The sequence below is a fragment of the Pseudomonas sp. TCU-HL1 genome, from assembly GCF_001708505.1.
Classification (GTDB): domain Bacteria; phylum Pseudomonadota; class Gammaproteobacteria; order Pseudomonadales; family Pseudomonadaceae; genus Metapseudomonas.
Genome location: NZ_CP015992.1, coordinates 3084107 through 3099882, shown reverse-complemented (window position 1 = coordinate 3099882; position 15776 = coordinate 3084107). Strand labels below are relative to the sequence as shown.

The 15776-nt window shown below is 65.3% G+C and carries 14 protein-coding genes; 1 reads left to right on the top strand and 13 read right to left on the bottom strand.

Annotation, left to right across the window (positions count from 1 at the left end):
* Positions 1–129 precede the first annotated feature (129 nt).
* The 9 genes from THL1_RS14280 to THL1_RS14245 all read right to left on the bottom strand — a co-directional run bounded on the left by THL1_RS14280 (position 130) and on the right by THL1_RS14245 (position 11171).
* Entirely contained in the window at positions 130–1971 is a 1842-nt protein-coding gene (locus THL1_RS14280; RefSeq protein ID WP_069083887.1) for a S9 family peptidase, read from the bottom strand.
* Entirely contained in the window at positions 1937–3088 is a 1152-nt protein-coding gene (gene pqqE, locus THL1_RS14275; protein WP_069083886.1) for a pyrroloquinoline quinone biosynthesis protein PqqE, read from the bottom strand. Before pqqE ends, THL1_RS14280 begins: the two co-directional genes overlap by 35 nt.
* Positions 3057–3338, bottom strand: coding sequence for a pyrroloquinoline quinone biosynthesis peptide chaperone PqqD (gene pqqD, locus THL1_RS14270; protein WP_069083885.1), 282 nt, complete (start codon positions 3336–3338; stop codon positions 3057–3059). Before pqqD ends, pqqE begins: the two co-directional genes overlap by 32 nt.
* The gene (gene pqqC, locus THL1_RS14265) at positions 3335–4087 is read right to left on the bottom strand and encodes a pyrroloquinoline-quinone synthase PqqC (protein ID WP_069083884.1); all 753 of its coding nucleotides are present in this window, start codon (positions 4085–4087) and stop codon (positions 3335–3337) included. Before pqqC ends, pqqD begins: the two co-directional genes overlap by 4 nt.
* A gap of 53 nt (positions 4088–4140) precedes the next feature.
* On the bottom strand, positions 4141–5055 hold the full coding sequence (pqqB, locus tag THL1_RS14260; protein WP_069083883.1) for a pyrroloquinoline quinone biosynthesis protein PqqB: 915 nt from the start codon (positions 5053–5055) through the stop codon (positions 4141–4143).
* A gap of 45 nt (positions 5056–5100) precedes the next feature.
* Complete coding sequence (gene pqqA, locus THL1_RS28965; RefSeq protein ID WP_072432761.1) at positions 5101–5172, bottom strand: pyrroloquinoline quinone precursor peptide PqqA; 72 nt, start codon at positions 5170–5172, stop codon at positions 5101–5103.
* Between the two features lie 731 nt (positions 5173–5903).
* Positions 5904–7424: an aldehyde dehydrogenase family protein gene (locus THL1_RS14255; protein WP_069083882.1), complete on the bottom strand. Its 1521-nt coding sequence runs from the start codon at positions 7422–7424 to the stop codon at positions 5904–5906.
* 228 nt (positions 7425–7652) lie between these two features.
* The gene (locus tag THL1_RS14250; RefSeq protein WP_414703749.1) at positions 7653–8915 is read right to left on the bottom strand and encodes a methyl-accepting chemotaxis protein; all 1263 of its coding nucleotides are present in this window, start codon (positions 8913–8915) and stop codon (positions 7653–7655) included.
* Positions 8916–9443: 528 nt separating this feature from the next.
* On the bottom strand, positions 9444–11171 hold the full coding sequence (locus THL1_RS14245) for a methanol/ethanol family PQQ-dependent dehydrogenase (RefSeq protein WP_237234840.1): 1728 nt from the start codon (positions 11169–11171) through the stop codon (positions 9444–9446).
* A 284-nt stretch (positions 11172–11455) separates the two neighbouring features.
* On the opposite strand from THL1_RS14245, the gene THL1_RS14240 reads away from it, so the two are divergent.
* Positions 11456–12469: an AI-2E family transporter gene (locus THL1_RS14240; protein ID WP_069083879.1), complete on the top strand. Its 1014-nt coding sequence runs from the start codon at positions 11456–11458 to the stop codon at positions 12467–12469.
* A 110-nt stretch (positions 12470–12579) separates the two neighbouring features.
* Here THL1_RS14240 and THL1_RS14235 read toward each other — a convergent pair whose 3' ends face one another.
* The 4 genes from THL1_RS14235 to pedF are packed head-to-tail and all read right to left on the bottom strand — an operon-like array spanning position 12580 to position 15606.
* Positions 12580–13515, bottom strand: coding sequence for a quinoprotein relay system zinc metallohydrolase 1 (locus THL1_RS14235; RefSeq protein WP_069083878.1), 936 nt, complete (start codon positions 13513–13515; stop codon positions 12580–12582).
* 9 nt (positions 13516–13524) lie between these two features.
* A complete protein-coding gene (locus THL1_RS14230; RefSeq protein WP_069083877.1) occupies positions 13525–14271 on the bottom strand; it encodes a quinoprotein dehydrogenase-associated SoxYZ-like carrier in 747 nt (248 codons plus the stop codon).
* Positions 14272–14284: 13 nt separating this feature from the next.
* Positions 14285–15163 carry a substrate-binding periplasmic protein gene (locus tag THL1_RS14225; RefSeq protein ID WP_069083876.1) on the bottom strand — a complete coding sequence of 293 codons (879 nt, stop codon included), beginning with the start codon at positions 15161–15163 and terminating at the stop codon, positions 14285–14287.
* A 5-nt stretch (positions 15164–15168) separates the two neighbouring features.
* Positions 15169–15606 carry a cytochrome c-550 PedF gene (gene pedF / locus THL1_RS14220; protein WP_069083875.1) on the bottom strand — a complete coding sequence of 146 codons (438 nt, stop codon included), beginning with the start codon at positions 15604–15606 and terminating at the stop codon, positions 15169–15171.
* Between the last annotated feature and the right edge of the window lie 170 nt (positions 15607–15776).

Below are 15776 nucleotides of genomic sequence, written 5' to 3'. Positions count from 1 at the left end.
TTGGGAGCTTTCCTACAACCACATCCCCGTTTCCGTTGTAGGGGCGAATTCATTCGCCAAAGGGCAGCGCAGTTGCCCCTTAAAAGCCTTCTGGCAGACCTTCGGCCTGCTTGGCGAATGAATTCGCCCCTACAACAGCCGTTGATAGAAACCCAGCTCCGCGTTCAGGGCATGAGCCAGGTTGGCAGCCTGGCGGAAGCCGTGGCGTTCCTCGGGATAGACATGGCATTCCACCTGCCGGCCCGCCGCCTGCAGGGCGGCTACCATCGAAGCGGTCTGCTCCGGCACTACCACCGCGTCCTGGCCGCCCTGGAAGAAGATCACCGGTGCGCCGATCTCTGCGGCCCGCAACAGCGGCGTGCGCTGCCGATAGCGTTCGGCCTCCCGCAGGGGGTCGCCGATCAGCCAGTCGAGGTAATCGGCTTCGAACTTGTGGGTTTTCTCGCGCAACACCAGTGGGTCGCTGACGCCGTAATAGCTGGCGCCTCCGCGAAAGGGCGTATCCCCCACCAGGGCCAGCAAGGTGGTGAACCCACCGGCACTGGCGCCGCGAATGAACGCCCTGCCCGGGTCCACCCAACCTCGCCCAGCGAGATCGGCCAGCAATGCCCTGGCATCCTCCACATCCAGCGCCCCCCAGCCGCCGGCCAGGCGCTGGCGGTAGGCGCGGCCATATCCGCTGCTGCCCCGGTAATCCAGGTCGGCCACGGCGAAGCCACGCTGGGTCCAGAACTGGATACGCGAATCGAACACCGGCTGGCAGGCGGACGTCGGCCCGCCGTGACAGAACACCAGCAGCGGCGGACGTTGGTCCTGGGGCCCCAGGTAGCGCACATTGCAGGGTGGGTAGAAGAAGGCATGGGCCCATTCCCCGGTGCCCACCGCAAATCGCACGGATTGCGGCCGCGAGAGGTCCCCGGTCGGCATCCCTGGGCTGCCGCCCGCCAGCACCTGCAGGGCACCCGAGTCACGATCGATGGCCAGCACCGCGCTGGCACTCTGCGGCCCGGCAGCGATGCAGTAGTAAGTGCGCTGATCCGCCGCCAGTTGGCGGAAGCGGCTGTAATCGGTGGCCAGTGGCACGCCGTTATCGGCCGCCAGGTAGCCTCGCCCGTCGACCAGCCACGTGCGCAAGCCAGCGTCGGGCAGGTAGTGGCTGCCCCCCAGCTGCCAGGGCGCGGAAGCGTGGTCCGCCAGCACGGCAGGCAGGGGGCGCAACCTTTTCGCCTCAAGCCGCCAGGGTTGCCACCAGCCGTCGCGATCACTCAGGCAATACAGCCGCCCCTGTTCATCAAAATGCGGCTGCTGCAGCGATTCGCCACCCGTTCCGCCGGCGACAGTCTCGACCGGCCCCCACTCGATACCCTGGCGCCGTCTCAGGCAAAGGCGCGTTTCCGTCCAGGGTTGTGCCGGGCGACTCCACTCGATCCAGGCGAGGCTGAGACCATCGGCACTGATGCGCGGCGCGGCGTAGAAGTCGGCCCCCTCGGCGAGCACCTGGCGCCGGCCGTCCAGGTTGATTGCAACCAGGCGGTGAACCCCCTGCTCTTCCTCGACAGCCAGCACCGACCGGTCCCCCGCCCAGAGATCGCCATAGCGACAGTGGGAAGCGTCAGTCAGGGTAACTGGCGCACAGGACAGGGATTGGTAGTAGAGCTGCTGGTCCGTTTCGTTGACGAATACCACGCCCTCGTCAAACAGGCAGAAGGCGCCACCGCCATATTCGTAGACGCGGCTGCGCAGGGAGAAACCATCCGGCGTCAGGCAGCAAGCCTCCCCCGCCTGCCAGCGCCACAGGGTGGTGCGCCCATCGGCAGGGTCGAACAGGCTCCAGAACAGCCCGGCCGGACCGCAGCGCAATTCGGCAAAGTCGCCGCTGGCCGAGGCCGCGCGCTCCGCACTCCAGTCACTGTCCCAGCAACCGAAGGGACGGGTTTCAGGCACGGCAGATGATCCTGGAGGCACGCTCATTGCGGTAGGTCAGCTGTTCCAGGCCCGTGGCCGCGTGCTCTGCCTCTTCCCGCGCCGCCAGTATCTTGCCGTGGTGACCGGACTTGCTGCACACCGGATCGGCATTGCTGGCATCCCCGGTGAGCAGGAAGGCCTGGCAGCGGCAACCGCCGAAGTCCTTCTCCTTCTCGTCACAGGAGCGGCACGGTTCGGGCATCCAGTCGTAGCCACGAAAGCGGTTGAAGCCGAAGGACTCGTACCAGATGTGCCGCAGGCTGTGCTCGCGCACATTGGGGAACTGCACCGGCAACTGGCGCGCACTGTGGCACGGCAAGGCGGTGCCGTCCGGGGTGATGTCCAGGAACAGGTTGCCCCAGCCGTTCATGCAAGCCTTGGGGCGTTCCTCGTAGTAGTCCGGAGTGACGAAGATCAGCTTGCAGGGGTGCTTCTCGGCGGCCAGCTTCGCCCGGTACTCATTTGTAATACGCTCGGCGCGCTGCAGTTGCTCGCGGGTCGGCAACAACCCTGCGCGGTTCAGCTCGGCCCAGCCGTAGAACTGGCAGGTGGCGAGTTCGACGAAGTCCGCCTCCAGTTCCAGGCACAGCTCGATGATCCGCTCGATGCTGTCGATGTTGTGCCGGTGGGTGACGAAGTTCAACACCATCGGGTAGCCGTGCGCCTTCACCGCGCGGGCCATCGCCAGCTTCTGGGCGAAGGCCTTGCGCGAACCGGCAAGGAGGTTGTTCACCTCCTCGTCGGCAGCCTGGAAGCTGACCTGGATATGGTCCAGCCCGGCCTCCTTGAAGGCGGCAATGCGCGCTTCGGTGAGGCCGATGCCAGAGGTGATCAGGTTGGTGTAATAGCCCATCTCCCGCGCGGCGTGGATCAGCTCTTCCAGGTCCTGGCGCACCAACGGCTCACCACCGGAAAAACCCAGTTGCGCAGCGCCCAGCTCACGGGCCTGGCGGAACACCTCGATCCACTGCGCGGTGGTCAGCTCTTCGCCCTGCTTCGCGAAGTCCAGCGGGTTGGAGCAGTACGGGCATTGCAGCGGGCAACGGTAGGTCAGCTCAGCCAGCAGCCAGAAAGGCGGCCCTGGCTGGGTTTCAGGCTTCGAGTTGCAACCAGAACTGGGCATGGGCCACCTCGATGAAAGCCAGAATGTCTTCGTCCAGGCCGGGCACGTCGGGGAAGCGCCGGCGCAGGTCGAAAATGATCTGCGCCACCGAACGCTGGCCATCCACAAGCCGGAGGATTTCCCCCGCGCTTTCGTTCAGCCGCACCATGCCCTCCGGGTAGAGCAGCACGTGGCAGCCCTGTGCCGGTTCCCATTGCAGGCGGAAGCCCCGACGCAGATTGGGTACCTGGTGCACGTTGAAATCGCTCATAGGGCAATCCCCCGGTGCCAGACCCGCTCGCGGGTCACGCTGTGGTAAGGCGGACGGTCCAGCTCGTAGGCCATGCTCATGGCGTCGAGCATGCTCCAGAGAACGTCCAGCTTGAATTGCAGGATCTCCAGCATGCGCTGCTGGGCCTCGAAGGTGCGGTAGTGATCGAGGGTGATGCGCAGGCCGTGCTCCACGTCGCGGCGCGCCTCCTTCAGGCGCTTTTTGAAGTAGTCGTAGCCGGCCGGGTCGATCCAGGGGTAGTGCTGCGGCCAGCTGTCCAGGCGCGACTGGTGGATCTGCGGGGCGAACAGTTCGGTCAGCGAACTGCTGGCCGCTTCCTGCCAGCTCGCGCGGCGGGCGAAGTTCACATAGGCGTCCACCGCGAAGCGCACGCCAGGCAGCACCAGCTCCTGCGAGAGCACCTGCTCGCGGTCCAGCCCCACGGCCTCGGCCAGGCGCAGCCAGGCCTCGATGCCGCCCTCTTCGCCGGGGGCGCCGTCGTGGTCGAGGATGCGCTGGACCCATTCGCGGCGGGTGTCACGGTCCGGGCAGTTGGCGAGGATGGCGGCGTCCTTCAGCGGAATGCTCACCTGGTAATAAAAGCGGTTGGCCACCCAGCCCTGGATCTGCCCGCGGGTCGCACGGCCTTCGTACATCGCCCGGTGGTACGGGTGATGGATGTGGTAGCAAGCGCCCTTGGCGCGCAGGGCCTGCTCGAATTCGGCGGGAGTCATGGCGGTCTGGCTCATGCTCGGTGTCCTCGTAGGGTGCGCCGAGCGCACCGGAAATGATGCGGGGCGCGTTACAGCGCGATGCTCATGCCGTCCCAGGCTACTTCGATGCCGTGGCGGCCCAGTTCGGCGCGCTCGACGGAATCGACGTCGAGGATCGGGTTGGTGTTGTTGATATGAATGAGCACCTTGCGCGGGCCCGAAATGCCGTCGAGCACCTCGATCATCCCGCCCGGCCCGCTCTGCGGCAGGTGCCCCATCTCGCTACCCAGCTTGTCGCCTACTTCGCAATGGCGCATTTCGTCGTCACGCCAGAGCGTGCCATCCACCAGCAGGCAGTCGGCGCCGCGCATCCAGCCGAGCAGCGCGTCATCCACCTGGCCCAGGCCGGGGGCATAGAACAGGCAGCCACCGCTTTGCAGGTCCTCCACCAGCAGGCCGATGTTGTCGCCCGGGTGCGGGTTGCCGCGATGCGGAGAATACGGCGGCGCGCTGCTGCGCAGGGGGATGGCGGTGAAGCGCAGGCCCGGGCAGGCGGGAATCTCGAACGTCGGAGTGGCTAGGTCGATGGGGTTCCAGGCGAGGCCGCCGCTCCAGTGTTGGAGCATGGTGAACAGCGGGAAACCGCTGGTCAGGTCCTGGTGGACCATGTCAGTGCACCAGACCTGATGCGGGCAGCCTTCGCGCAAGCTGAGCAAGCCGGTGACATGGTCGATCTGGCTGTCCATCAGGATGATCGCCTTGACGCCGGTGTCGCGCAGGCTGCGGGCCGGCTGCAGCGGCGGAAAGGCTTCGAGCTGGGCGCGGATATCCGGTGAGGCATTGCACAGCACCCAGTCGGTGCCGTTGGCACTGATGGCGATGGACGACTGCGTACGTGGCTGCGCCCGGACCTTGCCGCTGCGCACGCCCCGGCAGTTGCGGCAGTTGCAGTTCCACTGGGGGAAGCCGCCCCCGGCGGCCGAGCCGAGAATCTGGATATGCATGGGGAAGCCCCTGGCGGGGCCCCGGCAGGGCCGGGGCGATGCGGATCAGCGGTTGGCGAAGTACAGGGTCACTTCGAAACCAATGCGCAGGTCGGTAAAGGCGGGTTTAGTCCACATGGAGCCATCCTCTTGTTATGCCGCCGGAGGATTCCGGCAACTCCAGTTAACCACCGGGCCCGAGGGCCCCGAATGGTACTTTCGGAGGAGATTAGCTCGTGATTTGGTAGGGGCCGAGAACGTCGCTCGGTGCCGATCCCTTGATTGGTGCGCGCAGCGCACCCTACGGGGTGAGCCCATGAGTCATGTAGGGTGCGCCATGCGCGCCGCAGCCGAAGCCAGTCGCAGCACCAGGTCCAATGAATTCGCTCCCACAGGAAAGCGCGGACTGCCCCCTCTCCCTCTGGGGCAAATCAGGCACGCTTTGGAAGCATCGTTTCCAGTGCCTGTAAGCGCCAGAACGCGAAGCGCTCTGGCCGGGGCGCAGGGCGGGGCTGGGGTGAGGGCAGTGTCCGGACTGCATGGTGTAGGGACACAAGAGAAGCGCCGAGATTGAAATCACCCCGAAAAAGAAAAAACGCGGCCGCGGCCGCGTTGCGTAAGACCCTGCCGGGCAAGGGATTCGGGTGCGCAGTTCCCCCTGGGCAGGGCATGTTCGGCAAAGGAGTGTGGCGCCCATACCGGCCACCACGGGGTCGACAAAGGGTCCAGACCGTGTGAAAACGTCGCGAGCGAAGGTCAGGCAAGGCGAAAACAGCCGAAAAAGCGCAGTTTACGTGTTGTAAATGAGCATTTTGAGGCTGTTTTCAACGCAGCATCACCGATGCGCAGCAGTTTTCACACAGTCTGGATCAGAAGAAGCCCAGCGGGTTGATGTCGTAGCTCACCAGCAGGTTCTTGGTCTGCTGGTAGTGGTCGAGCATCATCTTGTGGGTTTCACGGCCGACGCCGGACTTCTTGTAGCCACCGAAGGCGGCGTGCGCCGGGTACAGGTGGTAGCAGTTGGTCCACACGCGACCGGCCTTGATGCCACGGCCCATGCGGTAGGCGCGGTTGATGTCGCGGGTCCACAGGCCGGCACCCAGGCCGAACTCGGTGTCGTTGGCAATCGCCAGGGCTTCGGCTTCGTCCTTGAAGGTGGTGACACCCACCACCGGACCGAAAATTTCTTCCTGGAACACGCGCATCTTGTTGTGGCCCTTGAGCAGGGTCGGCTGGATGTAGTAACCGCTGGCCAGACCGCCTTCCAGTCGTTCAGCGCCACCGCCGGCGAGAATCTCCGCGCCTTCTTCGCGAGCGATGTCGAGGTAGCTGAGGATCTTCTCGAACTGCTGCTGCGAGGCCTGGGCGCCGACCATCGTTTCGGTGTCCAGCGGGTTGCCGCGCTTGATCTTCTGCACCTTCTTCATCACCTCGGCCATGAAGGCCGGGTAGATGGATTCCTGTACCAGGGCGCGGGACGGGCAGGTGCACACCTCACCCTGGTTGAAGAAGGCCAGCACCAGGCCTTCGGCGGCCTTTTCGATGAAGGCCGGCTCGGCCTGCATGATGTCTTCGAAGTAGATGTTCGGGCTCTTGCCGCCCAGCTCCACAGTGGACGGGATGATGTTCTCGGCGGCGCACTTGAGGATGTGCGAGCCCACCGGGGTGGAGCCGGTGAAGGCGATCTTGGCGATGCGTTTGCTGGTGGCCAGGGCCTGACCCGCTTCCTTGCCGAAGCCCTGGACGATATTGAGCACGCCCGGCGGCAGCAGGTCGCCGATGATTTCGGCCAGCACCATGATCGACAGCGGCGTCTGTTCGGCGGGCTTGAGCACCACGCAGTTGCCCGCGGCGAGCGCCGGGGCCAGCTTCCAGGCGGCCATCAGCAGCGGGAAGTTCCACGGGATGATCTGCCCGACCACGCCCAGCGGCTCGTGGAAGTGGTAGGCGGCGGTGTGTTCGTTGATCTCGGCGGCGCCGCCTTCCTGGGCGCGGATGCAACCGGCGAAGTAACGGAAATGATCAGCGGCCAGCGGCACGTCGGCATTCAGGGTTTCACGCACGGCCTTGCCGTTGTCCCAGGTTTCAGTGACCGCCAGGACTTCCAGATTCTGTTCGATGCGATCGGCGATCTTCAGCAGGATCAGCGCGCGGTCCTGAACCGAGGTCTTGCCCCAGGCCTCGGCGACGGCATGGGCGGCATCCAGGGCTTTCTCGATGTCTTCGGCAGTGGAACGGGGGAATTCGGCAATCACCTCGCCCGTCACGGGCGAGGTGTTGGTGAAGTACTGCCCCCCCACCGGCGCAACGAATTCGCCGCCGATGTAGTTGCCGTAACGCGGCTTGAAGGTGATGACGGCGCCCGGAGTGCCTGGTTGTGCGTAGATCATGGCGGTGCTCTCTCTGCTCGGTACCTGCCCGGCTGGGCAGGCTGTGGACCGATCTTAGTCAGCCGCCACTGCCCCCCGGTATGCGCCCATGGGAGAGACCGCCTCGTCATTTGGTAGTAAAGCCAGCCCACAGTCTGCTGCGCGTCGGAATAACTGCGTTGGAAATGGCTTCGGACTGCTCATTTACAACTCAGACGCCCTCGTCATTTGGTAGTAGTTGGCGGGCGCTCAGGCCCGCGCCAGAGCCTCCCTGCACGGAGCCGGGGACGCGGCCACCTGCTCCGGCCGATACCCCAACCGCAGCCCGCCCCAGTGACGCCCCTGGACGATGATTGGCACCGAGAGGTCGTGCATCAGTTCGCCGGTGTCGCGGGTGTAGGTCTGCAGCAACAGAGGTTGCTGGTGACTGCCGCAGCGGATGCCGGTTCGGTCGTTGAACATGCGCTTGCTGCGGCTGCGGGCCATGTCCAGCTCGCGGTCGCCGGTAGGCACCTGGCTGAACGCCAGATTATGAGTCGGCACATAGCCTTCCTGGGTGCAGGCGATGGCAAATACCAGACCTTCGTGCTCCTTGAGCAGGGGCTCCTGGATGTCCGGCAGGACCTGATCGGTGTATCGATCGAAGCGAGAGCCGTACTTCTGCGGATAGGTGCCTGGCACCACCTGGAAGCGGCGGTCGAACAGGTCATCCAGGCTGATGCGAGCCTCGCGCACATCGCACTCGAAACGCTCGGCGATGGCGGCCGCCCCTTTGCGGGCCAGGTCGAACACGCGCTGGTGGTAGTCGTCCAGGCCGACCTCGGCCAGGCGCTCGCTGATGGTTTCGGCCTGGCCCTCCAACTGGCTGGCGGCATCGGCCAGGCGACGGGTCTGCTCGTCGCTGACGCCAAGGTCGCTGCGCATCTGCCCCACAGCCTCGAACAGGCTGGCCAGTTGATCGCGGTTGGTCCGGGCGCCCCGCGCGATCTCATCCACCTGCCCCTCTACGGAGGCCGCGAGCCCGGCGATCTTCTCCAGCTGGCGGCCGGTCAGCTCGACCTGGCCAACACCGGCGTCGAGGTCGGCGGAGAGCTGCTGGATCTGTTCCACCACCAGGGCGGTCTGGCGCTGGATGTCGGCCACCATCTGCCCCACTTCCCCCGTGGCGCTGGCGGTACGACCGGCCAGGCCACGCACTTCATCGGCCACCACCGCGAAACCCCGGCCGTGCTCGCCCGCCCGCGCCGCCTCGATGGCGGCGTTGAGGGCAAGCAGATTGGTCTGGCTGGCGATGGACTGGATGACCTGGGCCACCTGCTGGATTTCCTCGCTGCGCTGGCTGAGTGTGGCGATCAGCTCGCGGCTGGCGCCGGCCCGCAGGCTCAGTTGGTGCATGAGGTCAATGGCCTGTTGCAGCACTTCACGTCCCTCGTCGCCGCTCTGGCGCACATCGTGGGCGGCCGCGAACGCCTGCTGGCTGAGTTCGGACGTGGCGGCCTCGGTGGCGATCATCACCTCGGCACTGCCGACGATGCGCTCGGCGGCCTGCAACTGGGACTTCAGCCGCTCGGCCAGGCGGTCCACCGACCAGGCGACGCCGGCGGCGGACAGGGCGTTGTGGCTGGTACTGCGGGACAGGTCGCGGGTCAGCCGCGCTATATCAGCCCCCTCCTCCACCTTTGCCCGCGCCTGGGGCTTTTGGCGGAGCAGCCAGGGCAGCGGCGCCAACACCAGTATGCCCAGCCAGGGCGGCAGCCCCACAAACGCCACGCCACCGGCGATGAAGAAGATCAATAGGCTGTGGATCAGGCAGTAACGCATCGCTCATCCCTTTGTTGTGATTGTTTTCGGGTATTAAGCGGCGAATCGCCAACACGGAATATGGTTCCTTGGTCGTAGAACCAAGGGGGGTAGATGCCATCGCCGCATCTCGGTGCGCATGGCGCACCCTACGGCCGGGTCCGGGTAGGGTGCGCTGCGCGCACCGATCATGTCTTGCCCGCGAAAGACAAGGCCCGCCGGAGCGGGCCTTGCTGTGCATCAGCGCTTGGCCACGGCGTCTGCCTTGGGCAGTTTGAAGGTCCAGAGCATGCCGCCCTGGTTCAGGTCCTTGATGCGCTTGGCCACTTCGCCACCCCAGAGCGGTACGGCGCCGCCCCAGCCGGACAGCACGGAGACATATTGCTCGCCGTCCATTTCCCAGGTGATGGGCGATCCGATCACGCCCGAGCCGGTGTTGAACTCATAGAGTTTCTTGCCGCTCTTGGCGTCGAAGGCCATCAGGTAGCCCTCGGGGTTGCCGGTGAACACCAGGTTGCCCTTGGTGGCCAGCACGCCACCCCAGAGCGGCGCGTAGTTCTTGTAGCGCCAGACTTCCTTGCCGCTCTTCGGGTCGATGGCGCGCAGCACGCCGATGTAGTCCTCGTTCAGCGGTTTGATGGTGAAGCCCGCGCCCAGGTACGCCGCGCCCTTCTTGTAGGCGATGTTCTCGTTCCACATGTCCATGCCCCACTCGTTGGAAGGCACGTAGAACAGGCCGGTGTCCTGGCTATAGGCCATGGGCATCCAGTTCTTGCCGCCCAGGAAAGACGGCGCCACGAACACCGAGCTGCCGTGCTTGCCATCGGCAGCAGGCGCGCCGGGGCGCTTGGCGTCGTCGTAGATGGGACGGCCATCCTTGTCCAGGCCCTTGGCCCAGGTCACTGTGTCGACGAAGGGGAAGCCACGGATGAATTTACCGTTGGTGCGGTCCAGCACGTAGAAGAAGCCGTTGCGGTCGGCGGTGGCCGCGGCCTTCACCGTCTTGCCGCCGTCCTGGTAGTTGAAGGACACCAGTTCGTTGACACCGTCGAAGTCCCAGCCGTCGTGCGGCGTGGTCTGGAAGTGCCACTTGATCGAGCCGTCTTCCGGATTGAGCGCCAGGCGCGAGGAGGAATACAGGTTGTCGCCCGGACGCAGGTGGGAGTTCCACGGCGACGGGTTGCCGGTACCGAACAGCAGGGAATCGGTTTCCGCATCGTAGTAGCCGCCCAGCCAGGGCGCGGCGCCACCGGTCTTCCACAGGTCACCCGGCCAGGTCTTGCCGGCTTCGCCGCCGGAGATACCGCTCTCGACCTTCTTGCCGTCCTTGTAGACGTAGCCCATGTGGCCTTCCACAGTGGGGCGGGTCCACAGCAGCTCGCCGTTGTTCGGGTCGTAGGCTTCGATTTTGCCCACCACGCCGAACTCGCCACCGGCCACGCCGGTGATCAGCTTGCCCTTGACCACCAGGGGCGCGGCGGAGATGGAGTAGCCGGCCTTGTAGTCGGCCACGGTCTTGCGCCAGACCACCTTGCCGGTGTCCTTGTTCAGCGCTACCAGCTTGGCGTCCAGGGTGCCGAAGATCACCAGGTCGCCGTAGAGGGCCACGCCACGGTTGATTACGTCGCAGCACGGCATGATGCCGTCGGGCAGGCGCGCGTCGTACTGCCAGAGTTTCTTGCCGGTGCGCGCGTCCACCGCAAACACCCGCGAGTAGGAGCCGGTGACATACATCACGCCGTCCTTCACCAGCGGCTGGGCCTGCTGGCCACGCTGTTTCTCGCCGCCGAACGACAGCGCCCACACCGGGCGCAACTGCTGCACGTTATTGCTGTTGAGGGCATCCAGGGTGCTGTAGCGCTGGCCTTGCAGGCCCAGGCCGTTGGTGACGACTTCGCCGGTGGACTTGGCATCGTCGAGGATTTCTTCGTCTGTGACGCCGGCCATGACCAGGCTGCTGGAAAGCATCACGGCGACGCACAGCAGCGTCCGGGCAAATGGCTGGTGGGGTGTGGCGAGCTTCATTGCGGCTACCTCTGCGGGCTTGTTGTTGTGATCCGGGAAAATTTCCCGGTCTGCCGCAAATTCTTGGTTTGCCACGAGTGACCAACAATTGGACGCAGTGCGGATTTTCCTCCTCCGTTGGTAGCAATACCGCCCCGGCCCTGCATACTTCAGCTGCCGATTGTGCAGTGACACCTACCACTGGCAGACTGCCGCCCCTGCTTCGCTTCACTTTGCACCAGGGACCTATGCAACTCTTCACTGATCGTCAATTGCTCCTGGCCAGCTGGGCCATCGTCCTTGTCGGCCTGCTGCTGGTACTGCCCTTCCGGCTCCTGCCTTCCCTGCTGTCCGGGCTGCTGGTCTACGAACTCGTGATCACCCTGGCGCCCCGCCTGCAGCCGGTGATCCCCGGCGGCCGCCGTGCCCGCTGGCTGGCGGTGGCCCTGCTGGGCGCGCTGGTGGTGAGCTTGCTGACGCTCTTCTTCGTGTGGATCGCCGGGGTGGTGACCCAGGAAGTACATAACCCCGGCCAGTTGCTGGAGAAGTTCATCGCCATCACCGAACAGGCCCGGGCCCAACTGCCGGCCTCCGTCGAGAACTACCTGCCGGCCAATGCCGATGACCTGCGCCGGGAACTGATGGACTGGCTGCGCGCCCACGTCGGCCAGCTGCAACTACTGGGCAAGGGTGCGGCACACACCTTCGTCACCATGCTGATCGGCATGATCCTTGGCGCCATCATCGCCCTGCAGCCCATCCCCAATTTCGAGACCCTGCGCCCCCTCAGCCGCCTGCTGCTGGAGCGCCTGGCCCTGCTGGTCACGGCCTTCCGCAATATCGTCTTCGCACAGATCAAGATTTCCCTGGTCAACACCACCCTGACCGGCATCTTCCTGGCCGTAGTACTGCCGCTGATGGACATCCACCTGCCGCTGACCAAGGTGCTGATCCTGCTGACCTTCATCCTCGGGCTGCTGCCGGTAATCGGCAACCTGATGTCCAACACCCTGATCTTCATCGCCGGATTCTCGGTGTCACTCTGGGTGGCACTGGGCGCGCTGGGCTACCTGATCGCCATCCACAAGCTGGAATACTTCCTCAATGCGCGGATCGTCGGCGGACAGATCAGCGCCAGGGCCTGGGAGCTGCTGCTGGCGATGCTGGCGTTCGAGTCGGTCTTCGGCTTGCAGGGGCTGGTGGCGGCGCCGATCTACTACGCCTACCTGAAGAGCGAGCTTAAGCACGCGGAGTTGGTCTAAGCCTCGCCCGAACTCGATCGTAGGGTGCGCTGCGCGCACCGAAACCCTTGCGCAAGACTTCCGGTGCGCATGGCGCACCCTACGAATGGAAGCGGCTGCACCGGCTCCCTTCACTCCATCGCGCTATCCACCCTCGGCATCCGCGCCACTTCATACTTCGGATACAGGTGGCTGACCGTGCGGATCAGCTCGTAGCGGCTCAGGTTCACTGACGCAAAACGCCGGGGAATCGGCGTGCGGATCACCTCGTTCATCTCCTTTCCCCGCGCCGCCGCATCCTTCAACAACCCATCTAGCCAGCCCAGGTAATCGCGCATCTGCTCGAATGGCGCCTTGTCCTGGCTGATGGGTCCATGACCGGGCACAAGCTGTTTCCAGGGCAGCCCCTCCAGGGCATCGATATCCGCCAGCCAGGCCTCCAGGCCAGGGCTGTTGGGGGTAGTCAGGGCGCGCTGGTAGAACACCAGGTCCCCGGCGAAGAGCACGCCCGTGCGCTCGTCCAGCACCGCGAGGTCCGCGCCTGTGTGGCCACGCAGGCCCAGCAGGCGCAGGCGATGGCCACCGACTTCCCGTGTACCGGGCACCACCACCTCGGTCGGCAACACCACCTCGGTCCCCCGCATCCAGTCGCCGACCAGGCGGTACATGTTCTCCGCCATCGCGTTGCCCTGCTCTTCCATCAGCTTGCGGGTGCCGGCCAGTGCGGCAATGGGCACGCCGGAGAAGGCCTGGTTGCCCAGCACATGGTCGGGATGATGGTGGGTCAGCAGCACCAGGGTCACCGGCTGCTCGGTGACGCTGGTAATGGCACGGCGCATAGCCTCGCCATAGGCCTTCGACGGGCCGGTATCGATCACCACCACACCCGCTTCAGTGACGATGAACCCCGTATTGACGATGTTTCCGCCGTTGGCCTTGTCGAAGTTGTCGGTGCTGCCTTCCAGCAGCCAGGTGTCCTCGGCGATCTGCCTGGGGCTGAGCGAGTAGTCCTGGCCAGCCTGGGCAGAGCAGACGATGCAGGCCAGTAGAAGCGCGATCAGGCGCATGGTCTCTCCTTAGAAGCTGGCCTCAAACTCATTGCCATTGTTGTCCCGCAGCCACAACCGCGCTTCGTCCCGGCCTTGAACCTCCAGGCTGATGGTGGGGTTCTCGCTGACCGCCGGGAACAGCTCCAGGGTCGCCAGGGTCGTGCCTGCGGCATCGCGCAGCTCGGCCTGGTTGAGGAAGAATTCCGGAATGCCGCCGACCAGGCCGTTATCCATCGGGTGGTCAATGCGCAGGCGCAGGCGGCTGCCGTCGCCGTGGGGGAAGCGACCGCCATGGACCTGGCCGAGTCGGTCTTCCCAGCCCGCCTGGGCGCGCACCACGCTGGGGGCGGTGCAGCCACCGCCGGCGGCATCCACGCGAGTGGAGCCGATGTGCCAGAGGCCGTCGCGGGTCAGCACGGCGGCGCGGATGGGCGTGGCCTGCTCGACGCGGATGCGGATGGCCAGCACCGGCGCCACCCGCTCGCCGGGCTGGAAGACGACTATCTGCGGAATCGGGTTGAGCTCGGCCCAGGCCATGATCTTCACCACCTGACCGGTGAACACGCGGGCGTCCACCTGGATCGGCACCTGGCGCGAGTCCTCTGCGAACGGCGGCGCCTCCAGTACCACCCTGGGGTCATGGACGAAGGGTTGGCCGCCGAGCAGCCGCTGGTGGTGGTACTCCCACATCACCGATTCCACCGGGTCCTGCGCGGCCCGGAGCGGCGCCGCGCAACCCAGCAGGCCTAGCAGCAACAGCGAACGCCTGTGCATCCCGCACCTCCGCTCATTGAACGTCCTGATAGAGCCCCGGCAACTCGTAGCGTACGCCATAGGCGGCATAGAGCTTCTCCATGCGACCGTCGCGCACCATGCCGTCGACCGTTTCTTCCAGGGCATTGGCCAGTTGGCGGTTGCTTTCGTGCACCGCCATGCCGATGTCCCACTGCGGCTCGCCGAGGTTGGGGTAGGTGTTGTCGGCGTCACGGATCTGCGGGTCGCGGGCCTGGTGTTCCAGCCAGTCCAGCTCGCCACGCAGGGCCATCACCGCATCCACCTCGCCCTTGCGCATGCCTTCGAATGCCGCCGCCGGGCCCGGGTAGTGGTGGGTGTTGCGCGCCAGGCGCCCGGCGAAGACCGAGGTCAGGTAGAAGGACGGCACGCTTTCCAGCTCCACGCCGATGGGGTGGAACTGGAACACACCGATACTCGGCACTTCCGGCAGGCGGCGACTGTCGTAGGCCACCTGCCAACGCTCGCGCTGGTAGGGCCCGAACATCACCACCTGCTCGTTGGCCAACTCGCCCACATCGTTGCGCTTCTGCGAGAAGTCGCGATCGTAGGGCACACGCAACATCACATCGGCGAGTACACCGGGCCGCAGGTAGTGGCCCTTCCAGATGAAGTTGCGCAAGTCGTCGTCGAGTTTTTCTCCGGGATTGACCCAAAGCAGCTCCAGCTTCAGGCCAAGCCCCTCGGCCAGGGCGCGCGCCAGGTCGACGTCTACCCCACGCGCCTGTCCGTCATCCTTGAAGCTGTATGGCGCGAAGTTCTCGTAGACGGCCACCTTGAGCACGCCGGAGTCGACGATGTCGTCATAGGGCCGCACCTGCGCCTGCGCCAGGGGCAGGCACAACAGCCAACACAGCAGGACCAGCAGGCGCATGGCGATCACTCGTCCACGTGCACGCTGTCCAGGTAACTGCGGATGGCCCAGAGGGCTTCCTGGCTGAGGAAGTCGGCCATCTTCGGCATGTACACCGCGCCATCGCGCACCGCGCCATTGATCACCCGCTCCTTGAACCACTCGTCACCGCTGGCGTCGGTTTCCAGGTAGCGCAGGTCGGGGGCGATACCGCCGGACTTGGCTTCCAGGCCGTGGCAGCGGGCGCAGTTCTGGGTGTAGGCCGAAGCGCCGATCTCCACCGCCAGGGCGTTCTTTTCATAGGGCGCGCGGTAGGGGTTCTCGTCGCGCCACTCCTTGCCCAGGGGTTCCAGTCCGTCGACATTCACCGCCTGCGGCACCACGTCACCATGGGCCAGGACGATTCCGCTGAGGGTCAGGCCGGCCAGGAATGCGAGGCCGCGCAGTGCGCTGTTCTTGTTCATCACGTACATCCTCATTAGCTGTGCAAGGCGGCGCCCCGGTAGGAGCGCTGTGAGGGAATGGTAAGAAGGCCCCAACAAGGCCCCCATCCTGCTTTGGTGGCCTGACACTCCTCCCTTGGTAGTAGTGCTGGCGGAGGCCGGTGAAGGGTTTGCCCGGCGATGTCGATCAG

Bases quoted from the DNA above. Each gene is read 5' to 3' on its own strand.
- THL1_RS14280 (WP_069083887.1), bottom strand. From the start codon at position 1,971: ATGAGCGTGCCTCCAGGATCATCTGCCGTGCCTGAAACCCGTCCCTTC.
- pqqE (WP_069083886.1), bottom strand. From the start codon at position 3,088: ATGCCCAGTTCTGGTTGCAACTCGAAGCCTGAAACCCAGCCAGGGCCG.
- pqqD (WP_069083885.1), bottom strand. From the start codon at position 3,338: ATGAGCGATTTCAACGTGCACCAGGTACCCAATCTGCGTCGGGGCTTC.
- pqqC (WP_069083884.1), bottom strand. From the start codon at position 4,087: ATGAGCCAGACCGCCATGACTCCCGCCGAATTCGAGCAGGCCCTGCGC.
- pqqB (WP_069083883.1), bottom strand. From the start codon at position 5,055: ATGCATATCCAGATTCTCGGCTCGGCCGCCGGGGGCGGCTTCCCCCAG.
- THL1_RS14255 (WP_069083882.1), bottom strand. From the start codon at position 7,424: ATGATCTACGCACAACCAGGCACTCCGGGCGCCGTCATCACCTTCAAG.
- THL1_RS14250 (WP_414703749.1), bottom strand. From the start codon at position 8,915: ATGATCGCCACCGAGGCCGCCACGTCCGAACTCAGCCAGCAGGCGTTC.
- THL1_RS14245 (WP_237234840.1), bottom strand. From the start codon at position 11,171: ATGCTTTCCAGCAGCCTGGTCATGGCCGGCGTCACAGACGAAGAAATC.
- THL1_RS14240 (WP_069083879.1), top strand. From the start codon at position 11,456: ATGCAACTCTTCACTGATCGTCAATTGCTCCTGGCCAGCTGGGCCATC.
- THL1_RS14235 (WP_069083878.1), bottom strand. From the start codon at position 13,515: ATGCGCCTGATCGCGCTTCTACTGGCCTGCATCGTCTGCTCTGCCCAG.
- THL1_RS14230 (WP_069083877.1), bottom strand. From the start codon at position 14,271: ATGCACAGGCGTTCGCTGTTGCTGCTAGGCCTGCTGGGTTGCGCGGCG.
- THL1_RS14225 (WP_069083876.1), bottom strand. From the start codon at position 15,163: ATGCGCCTGCTGGTCCTGCTGTGTTGGCTGTTGTGCCTGCCCCTGGCG.
- pedF (WP_069083875.1), bottom strand. From the start codon at position 15,606: ATGAACAAGAACAGCGCACTGCGCGGCCTCGCATTCCTGGCCGGCCTG.